The sequence below is a fragment of the Curtobacterium sp. NPDC087080 genome, from assembly GCF_044745105.1.
GTDB lineage: Bacteria > Actinomycetota > Actinomycetes > Actinomycetales > Microbacteriaceae > Curtobacterium.
Window position 1 is genome coordinate 221523 of the sequence record NZ_JBIUZP010000001.1, and the last position, 14512, is coordinate 236034.

Below are 14512 nucleotides of genomic sequence, written 5' to 3' on the forward strand. Positions count from 1 at the left end.
ACTTCCGCGCAGATCCACCCGCGGGAGCGACTCAGCTGAATACGGAGGCACCTCGGTGAAGATCGACCTCGCAGTCCTGCGACTCATGGAGCGCGAGCGGGAGATCCCGTTCGACGAACTCGTCCGCATCATCGAATCCGCCATCCTGACGGCGTACCAGAAGCACCGCGCAGAGAACGACGAGCCCGTCGACGCGCAGTCCCGCGTCGAGCTCGACCGCAAGTCCGGCGAGGTCTCCGTCTACGTGCCGGAGCGCGACGAGGACGGCACCGTCGTCGGCGAGGCCGTCGACCAGCCGAGCGACTTCGGTCGCATCGCCGCGTTCGCCGCCAAGCAGGTCATCAACCAGCGCCTGCGCGACATCGGCGACGACAAGATCCTCGGCCAGTTCCGCGGCAAGGAGGGCGACATCGTCGCCGGCGTGATCCAGCAGGGTCCGAACCCGAAGATGGTGCACGTCGACCTCGGCACCGTCGAGGCGATCCTGCCGCCCGAGGAGCAGGTGCCCGGCGAGGAGTACAAGCACGGCAACCGCATCCGCGTGTACGTCACGAGCGTCGGCCGCGGCGCGAAGGGCCCGCAGATCACCGTGTCGCGCACGCACCCGGGCCTGGTCCGGAAGCTCTTCGCGCTCGAGGTCCCCGAGATCGCCTCGGGCGTGGTGGAGATCACCTCCATCGCACGCGAGTCCGGGCACCGCACGAAGCTCGCGGTGAAGGCGAACGAGCCGGGCGTCAACGCGAAGGGCGCCTGCATCGGCGAGCTCGGCGCGCGCGTCCGTGCCGTCACGACCGAGCTCGGTGCCGAGAAGATCGACATCGTCGACTACTCCTCCGACCTCGCCTCGTTCGTCGCGAGCGCGCTGTCGCCGGCGAAGGTCACGAGCGCGTTCGTGCTCGACGCCTCGACGAAGGCCGTCCGTGCCCTGGTGCCGGACTACCAGCTGTCGCTCGCGATCGGCAAGGAGGGGCAGAACGCCCGCCTCGCCGCCAAGCTGACCGGTGCGCGCATCGACATCCAGCCCGATTCCATCCTGGACGGCGACGACTAGTCGTTTCGCTGGTGGCGTGGCCCGTCCGGGCGCGCCGGATCGCGGTGGTCGGAGGCAAGGAGTATGGTGGTTCCCGTCAGAACATGCATCGGCAGTCGTCGTCGTGCTCCCCGGTCCTCCCTCCTCCGTGTCGTCGCCCTGAGCGACGGTCGCGTCGTGGCGGACCCGAAGGCAGTCATGCCGGGGCGGGGAGCCTGGCTCACCCCGACCGTCGAAGCACACGATCAGGCCGTCAAGCGCAGGGCATACCGCCGCGCGCTCCGGCTCGACCGTGAACCGGACACGTCAGCGGTACGTGACTACCTCGAGGCGCTCAGCGTCGAAGAGCAGGCGCGTCACCGGGACACGACAGAACAGGCTGAACGGCTTATGGACAACTGATGAGCGGCTCGAAGTGAGACCCGTCATCCAGTGAGTCCTGCCCCCTTCGCGGGGTGGGACCCGTGAAGGAGAACAGTGGCAAAACCACGCGTACACGAGATCGCATCCGAACTCGGTGTCGACAGCAAGACCGCAATGGAGAAGCTCAAGGAACTCGGCGAGTTCGTCAAGGGCCCGAGCTCCAGTGTGGAACCCCCCGTCGCGCGCAAGCTCCGTGCTGCGCTGCAGGCGGACGGCGCCTCGACGGCGTCGAAGCCCGCGGCCTCGGCGACCCCGAGCGCCCCTGCGAAGGCCACCGCCCCGCGGTCCGGCGCCCCGAAGCCCGGCGGTCCCCGCCCGGGTCCGGCGCGTCCGGCTCCCGCACCGAAGGCCGAGCCCGAGGTCCAGGCGCCCGCCGACGAGACCCCGACGCCCGCAGCGCCGAAGTCCGTCGCACAGCGCCAGGCCGAGGCCGAGGCTGCGCAGAAGGCCGCCGCTGCCGAGAAGGCCGCCGCCGCCGAGAAGGCAGCATCGGGCGAGCAGCCCGGTGACGGCGCGAGCGCTCCGAAGAGCGACTCCGTCAAGCCCGGTGGCGCGCCGAAGCCCGGCTCCGCGGCCGGCCCGAAGCCGGGTGGCCCCAAGCCGGGTGCACGCCCGGGCAACAACCCCTACGCGTCGAGCCAGGGCATGGGTTCGCGCCCGCCGCGTCCCGGCAACAACCCGTACTCGTCCAACCAGGGCATGGGTCAGCGTCCCGCCGGCGGTGCCGGTGGCGGCAACGGCATCCCGCGCCCGGCCCCGCCGCGTCCCGGCGTGCCCCGTCCGGGTGCTCCGCGTCCCGGTGGCCCCGGTCAGGCGAACCGTGCCCCCGGCTTCGGGCAGCGCCCGGGCCAGGGTGGCGGTCGTGGCGGCCCCGGTGGTCGTCCGGGCGGTGCCGGTGGTGCCGGTGGCGGCTTCCCCCGTCCGGCCTTCAGCGGTCCGCGTCCCGCCGGTGGCGGTGGCCGCGGTCGTGGTCCCGGTGGTGGTACCGCCGGTGCGTTCGGTCGCGGTGGCGGCAAGAGCCGTGCCCGCAAGTCGAAGCGGACGAAGCGCGCCGAGTACGAGATGCGGCAGGCGCCGTCGCTCGGCGGTGTGCAGGTCCCTCGTGGCGACGGCAACACGGTCGTGCGACTCCGTCGCGGTGCGAGCATCTCGGACTTCGCGGACAAGATCGACGCCATGCCCGGCAACCTGGTGACCGTGCTGTTCCACCTCGGTGAGATGGCCACGGCGACCGAGTCGCTGGACGAGGCGACGTTCGAGGTCCTCGGCGAGGAGCTCGGCTACAAGATCCAGATCGTGTCGCCGGAGGACGAGGACCGCGAGCTCCTCGAGGGCTTCGACATCGACATCGACGCCGAGTACGCCGACGAGGACGACTCCGTCCTGCAGCAGCGTCCCCCGGTCGTCACCGTCATGGGTCACGTCGACCACGGTAAGACCCGACTCCTCGACGCCATCCGCAACTCGAAGGTGGTCGAGGGCGAGGCCGGCGGCATCACGCAGCACATCGGTGCGTACCAGATCGTCACCGAGCACGAGGGCATCGAGCGTCCGATCACGTTCATCGACACCCCGGGTCACGAGGCCTTCACCGCCATGCGTGCCCGTGGTGCGCAGGTGACGGACATCGCGATCCTCGTGGTCGCGGCGGACGACGGCATCATGCCCCAGACGATCGAGGCGCTGAACCACGCCCAGTCGGCCGGTGTGCCGATCGTGGTCGCAGTGAACAAGATCGACAAGGAGGGCGCGAACCCGGCGAAGGTCCGGCAGCAGCTCACCGAGTACAACCTGGTGGCCGAGGAGTACGGCGGCGACGTCATGTTCGTCGACGTGTCGGCGCGCAACAACGTCGGCATCCAGGACCTGCTCGACGCGGTGCTGCTCACGGCGGACGCCGGTCTCGACCTGCGTGCGAACCCCGACAAGGACGCCCGTGGTGTCGCGATCGAGGCCCGACTCGACAAGGGTCGCGGTTCGGTCGCCACGGTGCTCATCCAGTCCGGAACGCTGCACGTCGGTGACGCCATCGTCGCGGGGACGGCCTACGGCCGCGTCCGTGCGATGACCGACGAGAACGGTGTGGCGGTCAAGGCCGCGACGCCGAGCCGCCCGGTCCAGGTGCAGGGTCTGTCGTCGGTGCCGCGCGCCGGTGACACCTTCCTGGTCACGGAAGAGGACCGCACGGCCCGCCAGATCGCCGAGAAGCGCGAGGCAGCCGAGCGCAACGCCCAGCTGGCCAAGGCCCGCAAGCGCATCTCGCTCGAGGACTTCACCCGTGCTCTCGAGGAGGGCAAGGTCGACTCGCTCAACCTCATCATCAAGGGTGACGTCTCCGGTGCCGTCGAGGCGCTCGAGCAGTCGCTCCTGGACATCGAGGTCGACGACAGCGTCCAGCTCCGCATCCTGCACCGCGGTGTGGGTGCGATCACGGAGTCGGACATCGACCTGGCCACGATCGACAACGCGATCGTCGTCGGCTTCAACGTCCGCCCGGACGTCAAGGCCCGCGAGCGTGCTGCGCGCGAGGGCATCGACGTGCGCTTCTACTCGGTCATCTACAACGCACTCGAGGACATCGAGCAGTCCCTCAAGGGCATGCTCAAGCCCGAGTACGAAGAGGTCCAGTCGGGTGTCGCCGAGATCCGCGAGGTGTTCCGCTCCTCGAAGTTCGGCAACATCGCCGGTGTCATCGTCCGCTCCGGCACGATCACGCGCAACGCCAAGGCGCGCGTCATCCGTGACGGTGTGGTGCTCGCCGACGGCCTGGCCATCGAGTCGCTGCGTCGCTTCAAGGACGACGTCACCGAGGTCCGCACGGACTTCGAGGCCGGTATCGGTCTGGGCAAGTACAACGACATCCAGATCGGTGACGAGATCGAGACCACCGAGCTCGTCGAGAAGCCGCGCGACTGACGCCTGGCTATCCTGGACCCCGCTCCTCCTCCGGGAGGGGCGGGGTCCGTCCCGTTCCACCAGAAGATTCTTGCCCCAGGAGGCACCCATGGCCGATCCGCAGCGCGCACGCAAGATGGCGGACCGCATCAAGGAAGTCGTCGCACGGCGGCTCGACAAGGGGCTGCGTGACCCGCGCCTCGGCTTCGTCACCATCACCGACGTCCGGGTGACCGGCGATCTGCAGCACGCGTCGGTGTTCTACACGGTGTACGGCACCGACGAGGAGCGCGCTGACTCCGCTGCGGCGCTCAAGGCCGCGACCGGCATGCTCCGCAGCGAGGTCGGCAAGAACATCACGGCGCGGCTCACCCCGTCGCTGGAGTTCATCGCCGACGCGCTGCCCGAGACGTCGGCGCACATGGAGGACCTGCTCGTCCAGGCGCAGCAGCGCGACGCGCAGGTGCGCGCCGCGTCGGCCGGAGCGCAGTACGCCGGCGACGCCGATCCCTACAAGCACGACGACGACGAGGACGAGGAGCGCGACGAGCGCGTTTGATCCACTGCAGCGGCACGACGGCCGTCGGACGAGGAGTCCGGCGGCCGTCGTCGTGCGTCGGGCGGCCCGGCGGAGTCGCACTCGGCGTCGGTCAGGCGTCGGGCAGGCGGTACCCGGTCGCGTCGTCGCCGACCACGAGCCCGTCGCGCAACAGGGATGCGAGCGCCCGGGCACGCTGCTCGGCGTCCGGCCAGACCAGGTCGACCTCGTCACGGGTGACGGGCACGTCGCTCGCCCGCAGCTCGGCCATCACGAGGCCGCGCACCTGGCGGTCACTGCCGGCGAAGCGTGCCTGCTTCGGCGCCCGCGGCCCGTCGTGCTCCGGGTACCCGGCCGCCCGCCAGGCACACCGATCGGCGATCGGGCACGCGTCGCACGCGGGGGAGCGGGCGGTGCAGACGAGCGCGCCGAGCTCCATCACCGCGGCGTTCGTCGCGGCGGCGTCGTCGCGGTCCTCGGGGAGCACCGACTCCATGAGCGGCAGGTCCCGCTTCGCCTTCGCGGGCCCGGGCTCGCCCTCGCCGAGGACCGCCCGGGCGAGCACACGCCGGACGTTGACGTCGACGACGGGGTGCCGGTCGCCGTACGCGAAGACCGCGACGGCCCTGGCGGTGTAGTCGCCGATGCCGGGCAGGGCGAGGAGCGCGTCCACGTCGCGCGGGACGACGTTGTCGTGCTGCTCGGCGATCGCGGTCGCCGCCGCGTGCAGCGCGAGCGCGCGTCTCGGGTAGCCGAGCCGGTCCCAGGCACGGACCGCGTCGCCGGGCGGTGAGGCCGCGAGGTCCGCAGGGGTCGGCCACCGGGTGAGCCACGCCTCCAGGCGGGGGACGACCCGCGCGACCTGCGTCTGCTGGAGCATGATCTCGCTGACCAGCGTGCCCCAGGCGGGGAAGCCCGGGCGGCGCCACGGCAGGTCGCGGGCCTCCGCTCGGAACCAGGCCAGGAGCGGGGCGGCGATGTCGGGACGGCTCGGGTCCGTCGGGTTCTCCACAGACGGCCGGGAGGCTCCGCTCGCGTTCACCACGACAGCCTACGGTGGGTGCATGGCACGCTGGGCACCGCAGGAGACCGACACGATGGCCGCGATCGCGAGCGAGGTGATCGCACAGGTCGGGACGAACCGGACGGTCGTCGGCATCGACGGTCAGGACGGCACCGACCTCGAGCGGGTCGCTGCTGCGCTGGTCGCGGCGTTCCAGCAGCACGGTGTGTCCGCGCTGGCCGCGGCGGCCCCCTCCACCGACCTCGACGTGCTCCGCGCCGACGTCGTCACCCCGTTCCGCACGACCGGAGCGGGCGAGGGCGTGCTCGTCGTGCACGGGCAGGGCCTGCTCGCGTCGGGCACCAGGAACCTCTGGCGCTGGTCGCTGTGGGTGGAGCAGGAGGACGGCCGCCTCGAGCGCCGCGCGGACGTCAAGATCGCCGCCTCGGCCGTGCTCGACGTGACGGACCCGGACCACCCCCGTCGCGAGTGGAACGACGCCTGCTGACCGAGGCTGCGCGAGGTCGGGCAGACGCACGTCGCTGGTAGCCTCGTCCGGTGCTCGCTACCCCGCCTGACGGCATCCTCCTCGTCGACAAGCCGCAGGGCATCTCCAGCCACCGGGTGGTGTCGATCGCACGTCGGCGTCTCGGTCTCAAGAAGATCGGTCACGCGGGCACCCTCGACCCGATGGCGACCGGCCTGCTGCTGCTCGGTGCCGGGCCGTCCACGAGGCTCCTGACACACCTGGTCGGTCTCGGCAAGACCTACACGGCGACGATCCGGCTGGGCGTCGGGACGGACTCGGACGACGCGGACGGCACGCCGACGTCAGCCGTCGGGGTCGCGGGCGCGGACGTCTCCGACGAGGCGATCGAGCACGCGGTCGCCGCCCAGCGCGGGGTGATCGACCAGGTGCCCTCGACGGTCAGTGCGATCAAGGTCGACGGGCGACGGGCCTACGACCTCGCCCGGAAGGGCGAGGAGGTCGTCCTGCGCTCCCGCACGGTCACGGTGTCCCGCTTCACGGTGACCGGGCGCGACGACCACACCGTCACCGTCGACGGCGTGGACGTCCCCGTGGTGGACCTCGACGTCGTGGTCGACTGCTCCTCGGGGACGTACGTCCGGGCCCTGGCACGCGACGTCGGCGCCGCCCTCGGGACGGGCGCCCACCTCACTGCCCTCCGACGCACCGCCGTCGGACCGTTCGACGTGGCGGACGCGCTGGACCTCGAGGACGACTCCGTCGACGTCGCAGCAGCCCTGGCACGTCCGGCGGACGTCGCACGGCGACTGTTCGACGTCGTCACGCTCGACGCGGCTGCGGCGAAGGACCTGACGGACGGCAAGCGGGTCGCGGTGGAGCACCCCGACCACGACGGCCCGGTCGCCGCGGTGGCGCAGGAGGACGACCGACTGGTCGGGCTCGTGTCGGTGCGGCGCGGTCGACTGCGGGTCATCACGAACTTCCCGGCGCCGACGACCGTCGGCACCACGACGGACGGAGCGCACGCGTGATCGAGTGGTTCATGTGGGTGCAGCTCGCGCTGGCCGTGGTCGCCGGGCTGTTCGCCGTGGTGGTCGGGTTCCTCGGCTGGAAGCCGAACGACTACACCGTCGGGTCGCTCGCGGTGATCGAGCTGCTGCTCCTGGCGCAGGGCGTGATCTCGCTCGTGCTCCCCGCGGTCGGCAGTCCGCCGCAGGGCAACGCGCTCGAGTTCGGGGTGTACGCCGTGTCGGTGCTGCTCGTGCCGCCGGCTGCGATCCTGTGGGCGCTGATCGACCGCACGAAGTGGAGCACGGTCGTCCTCGGAGCGGGGGCCTTCACCGTCGCGGTGATGGTCTACCGCATGTACCAGATCTGGTTCGCGCTGAACTGACCCCGGGCGCGCTGCGTGCGCGGCTGCTGCGTTGCCGGTGCCGGTGCCGGTGCCGGTACGGCTACCGGTGTCCGCTGCCGGGCGTCCGCGCTCGTCACCCGTCGTCGGTAGACTCGTCGCCGTGGCGAACAGATCCTCCCTCGCGACCGGCGTCGGCCGGGTCCTCATCGCCGTGTACGGCATCCTCGCACTCGCGGCCACCGGGCGCAGCGTCGTCCAGATCATCGAGAAGTTCTCGTTCGCGCCGTTCGCCTACACGCTCAGTGCCGTCGCGGCCGTGGTCTACATCGTCGCGATGATCGCGCTCATCGCCCCCGGCCGCGCCTGGTACCGCGTCGCGTGCGTGACCATCGGCTTCGAGATGGCCGGTGTGCTGGTCGTCGGCACCCTGTCGTTGCTCGACCGGCAGCTGTTCCCCGACGACACCGTGTGGTCGTACTACGGCCTCGGCTACGTCTTCGCGCCGCTCGTGCTCCCGATCGCCGGACTCTGGTGGTTGCGGAAGCACCACCGGACCGCCGTCGCCGAGCCGGCCACGGCGTCCGCGACGGTCGGCGAGTAGGGCGCGGCGTGCAGTACTACGACGACGTCGCGGACGTGGCGCAGGGCTTCGGCCCGAGCGCCGTCACCATCGGCAAGTTCGACGGGGTCCACGTCGGACACCGCGCGGTGATCGCGCACCTCGAGCGTGCCGCCCGCGATCGCGGACTCGTCTCCACCGTGGTGACCTTCGACCGCCACCCGCTCAGCGTCATCGACCCCGACCGCGTGCCACCCGCGCTGACGAGCACCGCGCAGCGACGCGAACTCCTCGAGGACATCGGGGTGGACGCGATGCTCCTGCTGCGCTTCGACCAGGACCTGCAGTCGCAGGCGCCCGAGGCGTTCGTCTCCGAGATCCTGGTCGGCACACTGCACGCCGAGCTGGTCTTCGTCGGCAGCGACTTCCGGTTCGGCGCCCGCGGCGCCGGGGACGTCGACCTGCTGCGTCGACTGGGGGAGCAGCACGGCTTCCGTGTCGAGCTCATCGACGACGTCGACCTGCGCGACGACGTCCGCCCGTCCGACGAACGCCGCGTCTCCTCGACCTGGATCCGCGAACTGCTCGGCGACGGTCGCGTGGCCGAGGCCGCCCGCCTGCTCGGTCGCGAGCACGCAGTCCGGAGCACCGTGGTGCACGGGAACCAGCGTGGTCGTGCCATGGGGTACCCGACCGCGAACCTCGACCCGTCGTGCGAGGGGTTCGTCCCCGCGGACGGCGTCTACGCGGCCCGCGTGCTGCACGACGGCACGGTGTACCCGGCAGCGGTGTCGGTGGGCAACAACCCGACGTTCCAGGGCGTCCCGGCGAAGCAGATCGAGGCGCACCTGCTCGACGTCGACATCGACCTGTACGGCGACACGATCTCGGTGCTGTTCGTCTCGTACGTGCGTGGCATGGTCGCGTTCTCGTCGATGGACGAGCTCGCGACCCAGATGCGCCAGGACGACCTCGACATCCGTCTGCTGCTCGGGCTGCCCGCACCGGTTCAGTAGCACGCGCCCGGCCTCGGGGCGGCCCGGCCGTGTGCGAGGTCGTGTGCGAGTCTCGGCCTGAGCGTCACGCCTCGCGCGTCCGAGCACGAGGACCGTCGCTCAGACCGAGTCTCGGGCCCACGGCACGCAGCGCGCAGCACGCAGCGCGCAGCACGACGCCCCGCGACCGATCAGCGGTCGCGGGGCGTCGTCTGCGTGGTGCTGGTCAGCTCCCGAGTGCGTCGAGCCAGATCTTGCGGGCGTCCAGGGCTTCCTGCGCCTCCTTGATCTTGCGGGAGTCGCCGGAGGCCTGGGCGGCCTCGAGCTCGGCCTGGAGCTTGCCGATGGCGTCCTCGAGCTGGCTCGCCAGGCCGGTCTGCCGTGCCTTGCGCTCAGGGTCGGAGGCCTTCCAGTGCTGGTCCTCGAGGCTCCGCACGTGGTCCTCGACCGCACGGAGTCGGTCCTCGATCCGGCGGACGTCGCCTCGGGGGACCTTGCCGATCTCGTCCCACCGCCGCTGGATGTCCGTCAGGGTGCGGCGGGCGGCGACGCGGTCGGTCTGCTGCAGGAGCGGCTCGGCCTCGGTCAGCAGGGCCTGCTTCGCGACGAGGTTCGCGGAGAACTCCTCGTTCTCCACCGCGGCCTCGGCATGGCGCTGCTCGAAGAGCACGTCGCCGGCGGCCTTGAACCGTGCCCAGAGCGCGTCGTCGTGGCGCTTCCCGGCGCGACCGGCACGCTTCCAGTCGTCGAGCAGCTGGCGGTACGCGGGGATGCCGTCCGACCCGCGGGTCGCGAGCGCCTCGGCCTGCTGCACGAGCTCCTGCTTGCGGTTCCGCGCGTCGCGGTGCTGTGCGTCGAGCTCGGAGTAGAAGGCGCGGCGGTGCTGGTCGACCGTCGAACGGGCGGCTCGGAAGCGCTTCCAGAGTTCGTTGGCCTCGTTCTTCGGCAGGCGCGGGCCGTCGTGCTGGTGCTGCTGCCAGCGGGAGAAGACGTCGTCGAGCTGCGCGGTGATCTGCTTCCACTGCGCGCGCGCCGGGTCGACGGCGGCGAGCGACTCGGCTTCCTCCACCAGGGAGGTGCGGTACGCCAGCGCGTCGGTGAGCGCCTGCTGTGCCTGTGCCTGCTGCTCCTTGGTGAGCGAGCCCACCTGATCGGACAGGCTCGCGACCCGGTTCTCGAGCGACTTCAGGTCGCCCACCACACGGGCCTCGGCGACCTGCGTCCGCAGGTGCTCGACGGTCCGGGCGACGTCGTTCGCCGAGGCGCCGCGCTGGACGCGCTGCTCGGCGATCTTCACCTGCCCCTCGAGGTCGGCGTACTTGCGCGCGAAGTACGCGAGGGCCTCGTCCGGGGTGGCGTCCGGGTACTCACCGACGGCCTTCTCGCCGTCGTCGTACCGGACGTACACCGTCCCGTTCTCGTCGACCCGGCCCCAGGTCGTTGCTTCGTCAGGTCCCACAGGTCTCGCCTCGATCGTGGTCGTGCATCACCGACGTCACCGTCGGCACGGTCAGGTCGTCAGCCTATTGCACCGGAGGGTCCCGGGGGCCAGTCGGACGTACGGGCTGTGGACGACCGGGCGCCGGGGGAGGGGCCCCACCCGTCCGGTCAGTCGGCCTTGCGGATGGTCGCGCCGGTGATCGTCGTCGCGACCTCCGGCGCACCGGTGCCGTCCGAGCCCGCCGACGCGATGCCCTTCGAGGTGATCTCGCGCTCCAGGTCGTCGAGCCCGCTCGTGACCTTGCCGACGACGGTGTACCCGCCCGTCGACCCGTCGAGCGTCGTGTCGCCGTAGACGATGAAGAACTGCGTCGACTGCGAGTACGGTGACGCACCACGTGCGATCGCGAGGGTGCCCTCGGCGTACCGGCCGTCGCTCGGGACGTTCTCGAGCGGACCGTACTGGAACCCGGCGTCGCCCGTCCCGTCGCCGTTCGCCGACCCGCACTGCAGGAACCGGAAGTCGGCGCTGTCGGCCAGGCGGTGGCAGGTGGTGCCCTCGTAGAACTGCTTGCGGATGAGGTCGATCTCGACGCTCGCCGCCTGCGGAGCGTCCTCGCCGTCGAGCTCGATGCCGAGCTCGACGTCCTTGTTCAGCGTCAGCGTGCCGGTCCAGGTCGCACCGTCCGCGATGCCCTTGCTCGGCACCGTGCCGGTGTTCCCGGCCGTCGCACTCGCCGAGGTGGTCGGGGTGGACGTCGCACTCGCGCTCGCGTCCGGCGTGTCCCCGGCCTGCGACCCCGCGAAGGCGAGCTGCGACCCGGTGGCCAGCGCCGCGACCAGGAGCAGCACGCCCGTACCGACGACGTTGTCCCGTACCCGCCGGCGTCGCTGCCGGTCGTGCACCCCCTGTCGGGCCTGGTAGAGACGGAGCCGCTCGCGCGCCTCGCGGTTGTCGCGCGCCTGGTTCTTCGGTGCCACGGTGCTGATCGGACCTCTCGTCGACTGTGCCGACGAGCGTAGCGGACCGAGGGGCACGGCCGGCCTGGAGGCACGCAGCACGTCGGCGGTCCGGCCTACGATCGGAGCATGGCAGCGGATCGATCGGGCATGCGCGCGCCCACGACGGGTGGTCGCGCGGGGTTGGCTCAGGGGTCCGTCCCGCTCGCGGTGCGGATGCGGCCGACGAGCCTGGACGAGGTCGCCGGGCAGCAGCACCTGCTCGGCCGGGGCAGCCCGCTGGTGCAGCTCGCCACCGGTACACGCGAGAACCCGGGCGGGGTGTCCGTGATCCTCTGGGGCCCGCCGGGCACCGGCAAGACGACCCTGGCGCAGGCGATCGCCCGGCAGTCCGGTCGCGAGTTCGTCGAGCTCTCGGCCGTGACCGCCGGCGTGAAGGACGTGCGCGAGGTCATGGAGAAGGCCCTCACGCACCGTGACCTCTACGGCTCGACCACCGTCTTGTTCCTCGACGAGATCCACCGGTTCAGCAAGGCCCAGCAGGACGCCCTGCTGCCGGGCGTCGAGAACGGGTGGGTGATCCTGATCGCCGCGACCACCGAGAACCCGTCGTTCTCCGTGATCTCGCCGCTGCTCTCACGTTCCCTCCTGCTGACGCTCAGGCCACTGACCGACGAGGACCTCGGCATGCTCGTCGACCGGGCGGTCGAGGACCCGCGCGGACTGGGCGGCTCGGTCGTCCTCGGCGACGACGCACGGGCGGCGATCGTCCGACTGTCCTCCGGCGACGCCCGTCGAGCGCTCACCGCACTCGAGGCCGCCGCGTCCTCGGCGATCGCCGCGCGGGCCGACGGCGCGCGCGACGCCGACGCCGGCGCCGACGACGCTGACCCCGACGAGGACACGGCGCTCGACGACCTTTCCCTCGGTGACGTCGAGACGGTGCCGCTGGTCGACGCCGACACGGTGGCTGCGGCGGTCGACCGGGCGCTGCTGCGGTACGACCGGCAGGGCGACGAGCACTACGACGTCATCAGCGCCTTCATCAAGTCCGTGCGGGGGAGCGACGTCGACGCCGCGCTGCACTACCTCGCGCGGATGATCGAGGCGGGCGAGGACCCGCGGTTCATCGCCCGCCGCATCATCATCTCGGCGTCCGAGGACATCGGCATGGCCGACCCCCAGGCCCTGCCGATCGCCGTCGCAGCAGCGCAGGCGGTGCAGCTCATCGGGATGCCCGAGGGTCGCATCCCCCTGGCCGAGGCCGTGGTCTACCTCGCGACGGCGCCGAAGTCGAACGCGTCGTACAACGGGGTCAACGCGGCGGTCGCGGACGTCAAGGCCGGGCGGATGGGCGTCGTCCCGGTGCACCTCCGCGACGCGCACTACCCGGGGGCGAAGCGGCTCGGGCACGGCAAGGGGTACGTCTACTCGCACGACGCCGAGCACGGGGTCGCCCGCCAGCAGTACCTGCCCGACGCGCTCGAAGGCACGGAGTACTACACGCCGACCGGCAACGGGTACGAGCGCGAGGTCGGTCCCCGGCTCGAACGACTCCGGAAGATCACGCGCGGTGAGTGAGCCCGGTGCTTCACCCGGGGTCCCGATGCTGCTATCGTTGACGGGCCTACGTCCTGGTCCTCGCGTGCGGCTGCGCCGAGGACAGAGTCCCACCCCGGTGGGACGGGGGCAGAGGTTCGGACTGTAGCCGTCCGATCCCACAGGCTCATCCCTCTGGATCCCGTCGCCGGGATCGACCACCCACGTGCGCTCGACGCCCGCGGTCGGTCGTGTGCCCGGCGAGTCATTCAGTTCAGACAGAGAAAAGGACCCTGTGTCTACCAAGTCACGCACCCGCAGCAAGACCCGCCTCTCGCGCGCGCTCGGCATCCCGCTGACGCCGAAGGCGGCCCGTTACCTCGAGAAGCGCCCCTACGGCCCCGGTGAGCACGGCCGCACCCGCCGTCGCGCGGACAGCGACTACGCCGTCCGTCTCCGTGAGAAGCAGCGTCTGCGCGCCCAGTACGGCATCCGCGAGAAGCAGCTCCGCATCGTCTTCGAAGAGGCCCGCAAGACGAAGGGCCTGACGGGTGAGAACCTCGTCGAGCTCCTCGAGCAGCGCCTCGACGCCCTCGTGCTGCGTGCCGGCTTCGCCCGCACCACCGCGCAGGCCCGTCAGCTGATCGTGCACCGTCACATCCTGGTCGACGGCAAGCTCGTCGACCGTCCGTCCTTCCGCGTGAAGGAGGGGCAGCTCATCCACGTGAAGCAGCGCTCCGAGTCCCTCGAGCCGTTCCAGGTCGCCGCCGCCGGTGGGCACCAGGAAGTCCTGCCGAAGGTCCCGGGCTACCTCGAGGTCGAGATCGACAAGCTCCAGGCCCGCCTGGTCCGTCGCCCGAAGCGCGCCGAGGTCCCCGTGACCTGTGAAGTGCAGCTCGTCGTCGAGTACTACGCAGCTCGCTGATCCACCGATCACACCCGAACGGCGGGTCGTCCTCTCAGGAGGACGGCCCGCCGTTCGGCGTCCCGGCTGCCCCGCGCCACTACACTCGTTCGGGCACGCACCGCTCGCGTGCGCGAGAGGGAGAGGCACCGTGAAGCAGCTGTTCTTCGTCGCCGTCGGCGTCGTCATCGGGTTCGCCGCCGCGCACCGGATCGCGAACACCCCCGGCGGCGCACGGCTCTTCGCGGACGTGAACGCGCGGACGAAGGCGTTCACCGACGCCGTGGCCGACGGGTACCGCTCCCGCGAGGCCGAACTCCGCACCGACGCCTGAGCGTCACCGCCCCCCAGCTCCCACGCACCCTCCGCCGACCTGAATCAG

Annotated in this window: 15 protein-coding genes; 12 read left to right on the forward strand and 3 right to left on the reverse strand. The window is 71.4% G+C overall.

Annotated features, from left to right (window positions below; all coding sequences use genetic code 11):
• Positions 1 to 55: 55 nt before the first annotated feature.
• The 4 genes from nusA to rbfA all read left to right on the forward strand — a co-directional run bounded on the left by nusA (position 56) and on the right by rbfA (position 4907).
• Positions 56 to 1051 carry a transcription termination factor NusA gene (gene nusA / locus ACIPEQ_RS01025; protein ID WP_402713531.1) on the forward strand — a complete coding sequence of 332 codons (996 nt, stop codon included), beginning with the start codon at positions 56 to 58 and terminating at the stop codon, positions 1049 to 1051.
• Between the two features lie 63 nt (positions 1052 to 1114).
• The gene (locus tag ACIPEQ_RS01030) at positions 1115 to 1432 is read left to right on the forward strand and encodes a YlxR family protein (protein ID WP_402713533.1); all 318 of its coding nucleotides are present in this window, start codon (positions 1115 to 1117) and stop codon (positions 1430 to 1432) included.
• Positions 1433 to 1507: 75 nt separating this feature from the next.
• Positions 1508 to 4369: a translation initiation factor IF-2 gene (infB, locus tag ACIPEQ_RS01035; protein ID WP_402713535.1), complete on the forward strand. Its 2862-nt coding sequence runs from the start codon at positions 1508 to 1510 to the stop codon at positions 4367 to 4369.
• A gap of 88 nt (positions 4370 to 4457) precedes the next feature.
• Positions 4458 to 4907 carry a 30S ribosome-binding factor RbfA gene (rbfA, locus tag ACIPEQ_RS01040; protein WP_402713537.1) on the forward strand — a complete coding sequence of 150 codons (450 nt, stop codon included), beginning with the start codon at positions 4458 to 4460 and terminating at the stop codon, positions 4905 to 4907.
• Positions 4908 to 4998: 91 nt separating this feature from the next.
• Here the strand turns inward: rbfA and ACIPEQ_RS01045 are convergent, their stop codons facing one another.
• Positions 4999 to 5865, reverse strand: a complete 867-nt coding sequence (locus ACIPEQ_RS01045) for an A/G-specific adenine glycosylase (protein ID WP_402714197.1) — start codon at positions 5863 to 5865, stop codon at positions 4999 to 5001.
• Between the two features lie 85 nt (positions 5866 to 5950).
• On the opposite strand from ACIPEQ_RS01045, the gene ACIPEQ_RS01050 reads away from it, so the two are divergent.
• From ACIPEQ_RS01050 to ACIPEQ_RS01070, 5 genes are all read left to right on the forward strand, one after another.
• The gene (locus ACIPEQ_RS01050; RefSeq protein ID WP_250367177.1) at positions 5951 to 6397 is read left to right on the forward strand and encodes a hypothetical protein; all 447 of its coding nucleotides are present in this window, start codon (positions 5951 to 5953) and stop codon (positions 6395 to 6397) included.
• Between the two features lie 50 nt (positions 6398 to 6447).
• Positions 6448 to 7410, forward strand: a complete 963-nt coding sequence (gene truB, locus ACIPEQ_RS01055; RefSeq protein WP_402713539.1) for a tRNA pseudouridine(55) synthase TruB — start codon at positions 6448 to 6450, stop codon at positions 7408 to 7410.
• Positions 7407 to 7772, forward strand: a complete 366-nt coding sequence (locus ACIPEQ_RS01060; protein WP_126892040.1) for a hypothetical protein — start codon at positions 7407 to 7409, stop codon at positions 7770 to 7772. The genes truB and ACIPEQ_RS01060 overlap by 4 nt, the downstream gene beginning before the upstream one ends.
• 121 nt (positions 7773 to 7893) lie before the next feature.
• On the forward strand, positions 7894 to 8334 hold the full coding sequence (locus ACIPEQ_RS01065; protein WP_402713541.1) for a hypothetical protein: 441 nt from the start codon (positions 7894 to 7896) through the stop codon (positions 8332 to 8334).
• A gap of 8 nt (positions 8335 to 8342) precedes the next feature.
• On the forward strand, positions 8343 to 9308 hold the full coding sequence (locus ACIPEQ_RS01070) for a bifunctional riboflavin kinase/FAD synthetase (protein WP_402713542.1): 966 nt from the start codon (positions 8343 to 8345) through the stop codon (positions 9306 to 9308).
• Between the two features lie 205 nt (positions 9309 to 9513).
• Here the strand turns inward: ACIPEQ_RS01070 and ACIPEQ_RS01075 are convergent, their stop codons facing one another.
• Together ACIPEQ_RS01075 and ACIPEQ_RS01080 are read right to left on the reverse strand one after the other, a co-directional pair.
• On the reverse strand, positions 9514 to 10746 hold the full coding sequence (locus ACIPEQ_RS01075; RefSeq protein ID WP_402713543.1) for a DUF349 domain-containing protein: 1233 nt from the start codon (positions 10744 to 10746) through the stop codon (positions 9514 to 9516).
• A 149-nt stretch (positions 10747 to 10895) separates the two neighbouring features.
• A complete protein-coding gene (locus tag ACIPEQ_RS01080) occupies positions 10896 to 11708 on the reverse strand; it encodes a peptidylprolyl isomerase (RefSeq protein ID WP_402713544.1) in 813 nt (270 codons plus the stop codon).
• A 129-nt stretch (positions 11709 to 11837) separates the two neighbouring features.
• On the opposite strand from ACIPEQ_RS01080, the gene ACIPEQ_RS01085 reads away from it, so the two are divergent.
• The 3 genes from ACIPEQ_RS01085 to ACIPEQ_RS01095 all read left to right on the forward strand — a co-directional run bounded on the left by ACIPEQ_RS01085 (position 11838) and on the right by ACIPEQ_RS01095 (position 14464).
• A complete protein-coding gene (locus ACIPEQ_RS01085) occupies positions 11838 to 13268 on the forward strand; it encodes a replication-associated recombination protein A (RefSeq protein WP_402714198.1) in 1431 nt (476 codons plus the stop codon).
• Positions 13269 to 13521: 253 nt separating this feature from the next.
• Positions 13522 to 14151, forward strand: a complete 630-nt coding sequence (gene rpsD / locus ACIPEQ_RS01090; protein WP_058726527.1) for a 30S ribosomal protein S4 — start codon at positions 13522 to 13524, stop codon at positions 14149 to 14151.
• Between the two features lie 130 nt (positions 14152 to 14281).
• A complete protein-coding gene (locus tag ACIPEQ_RS01095; RefSeq protein WP_066654557.1) occupies positions 14282 to 14464 on the forward strand; it encodes a hypothetical protein in 183 nt (60 codons plus the stop codon).
• Positions 14465 to 14512 lie beyond the last annotated feature (48 nt).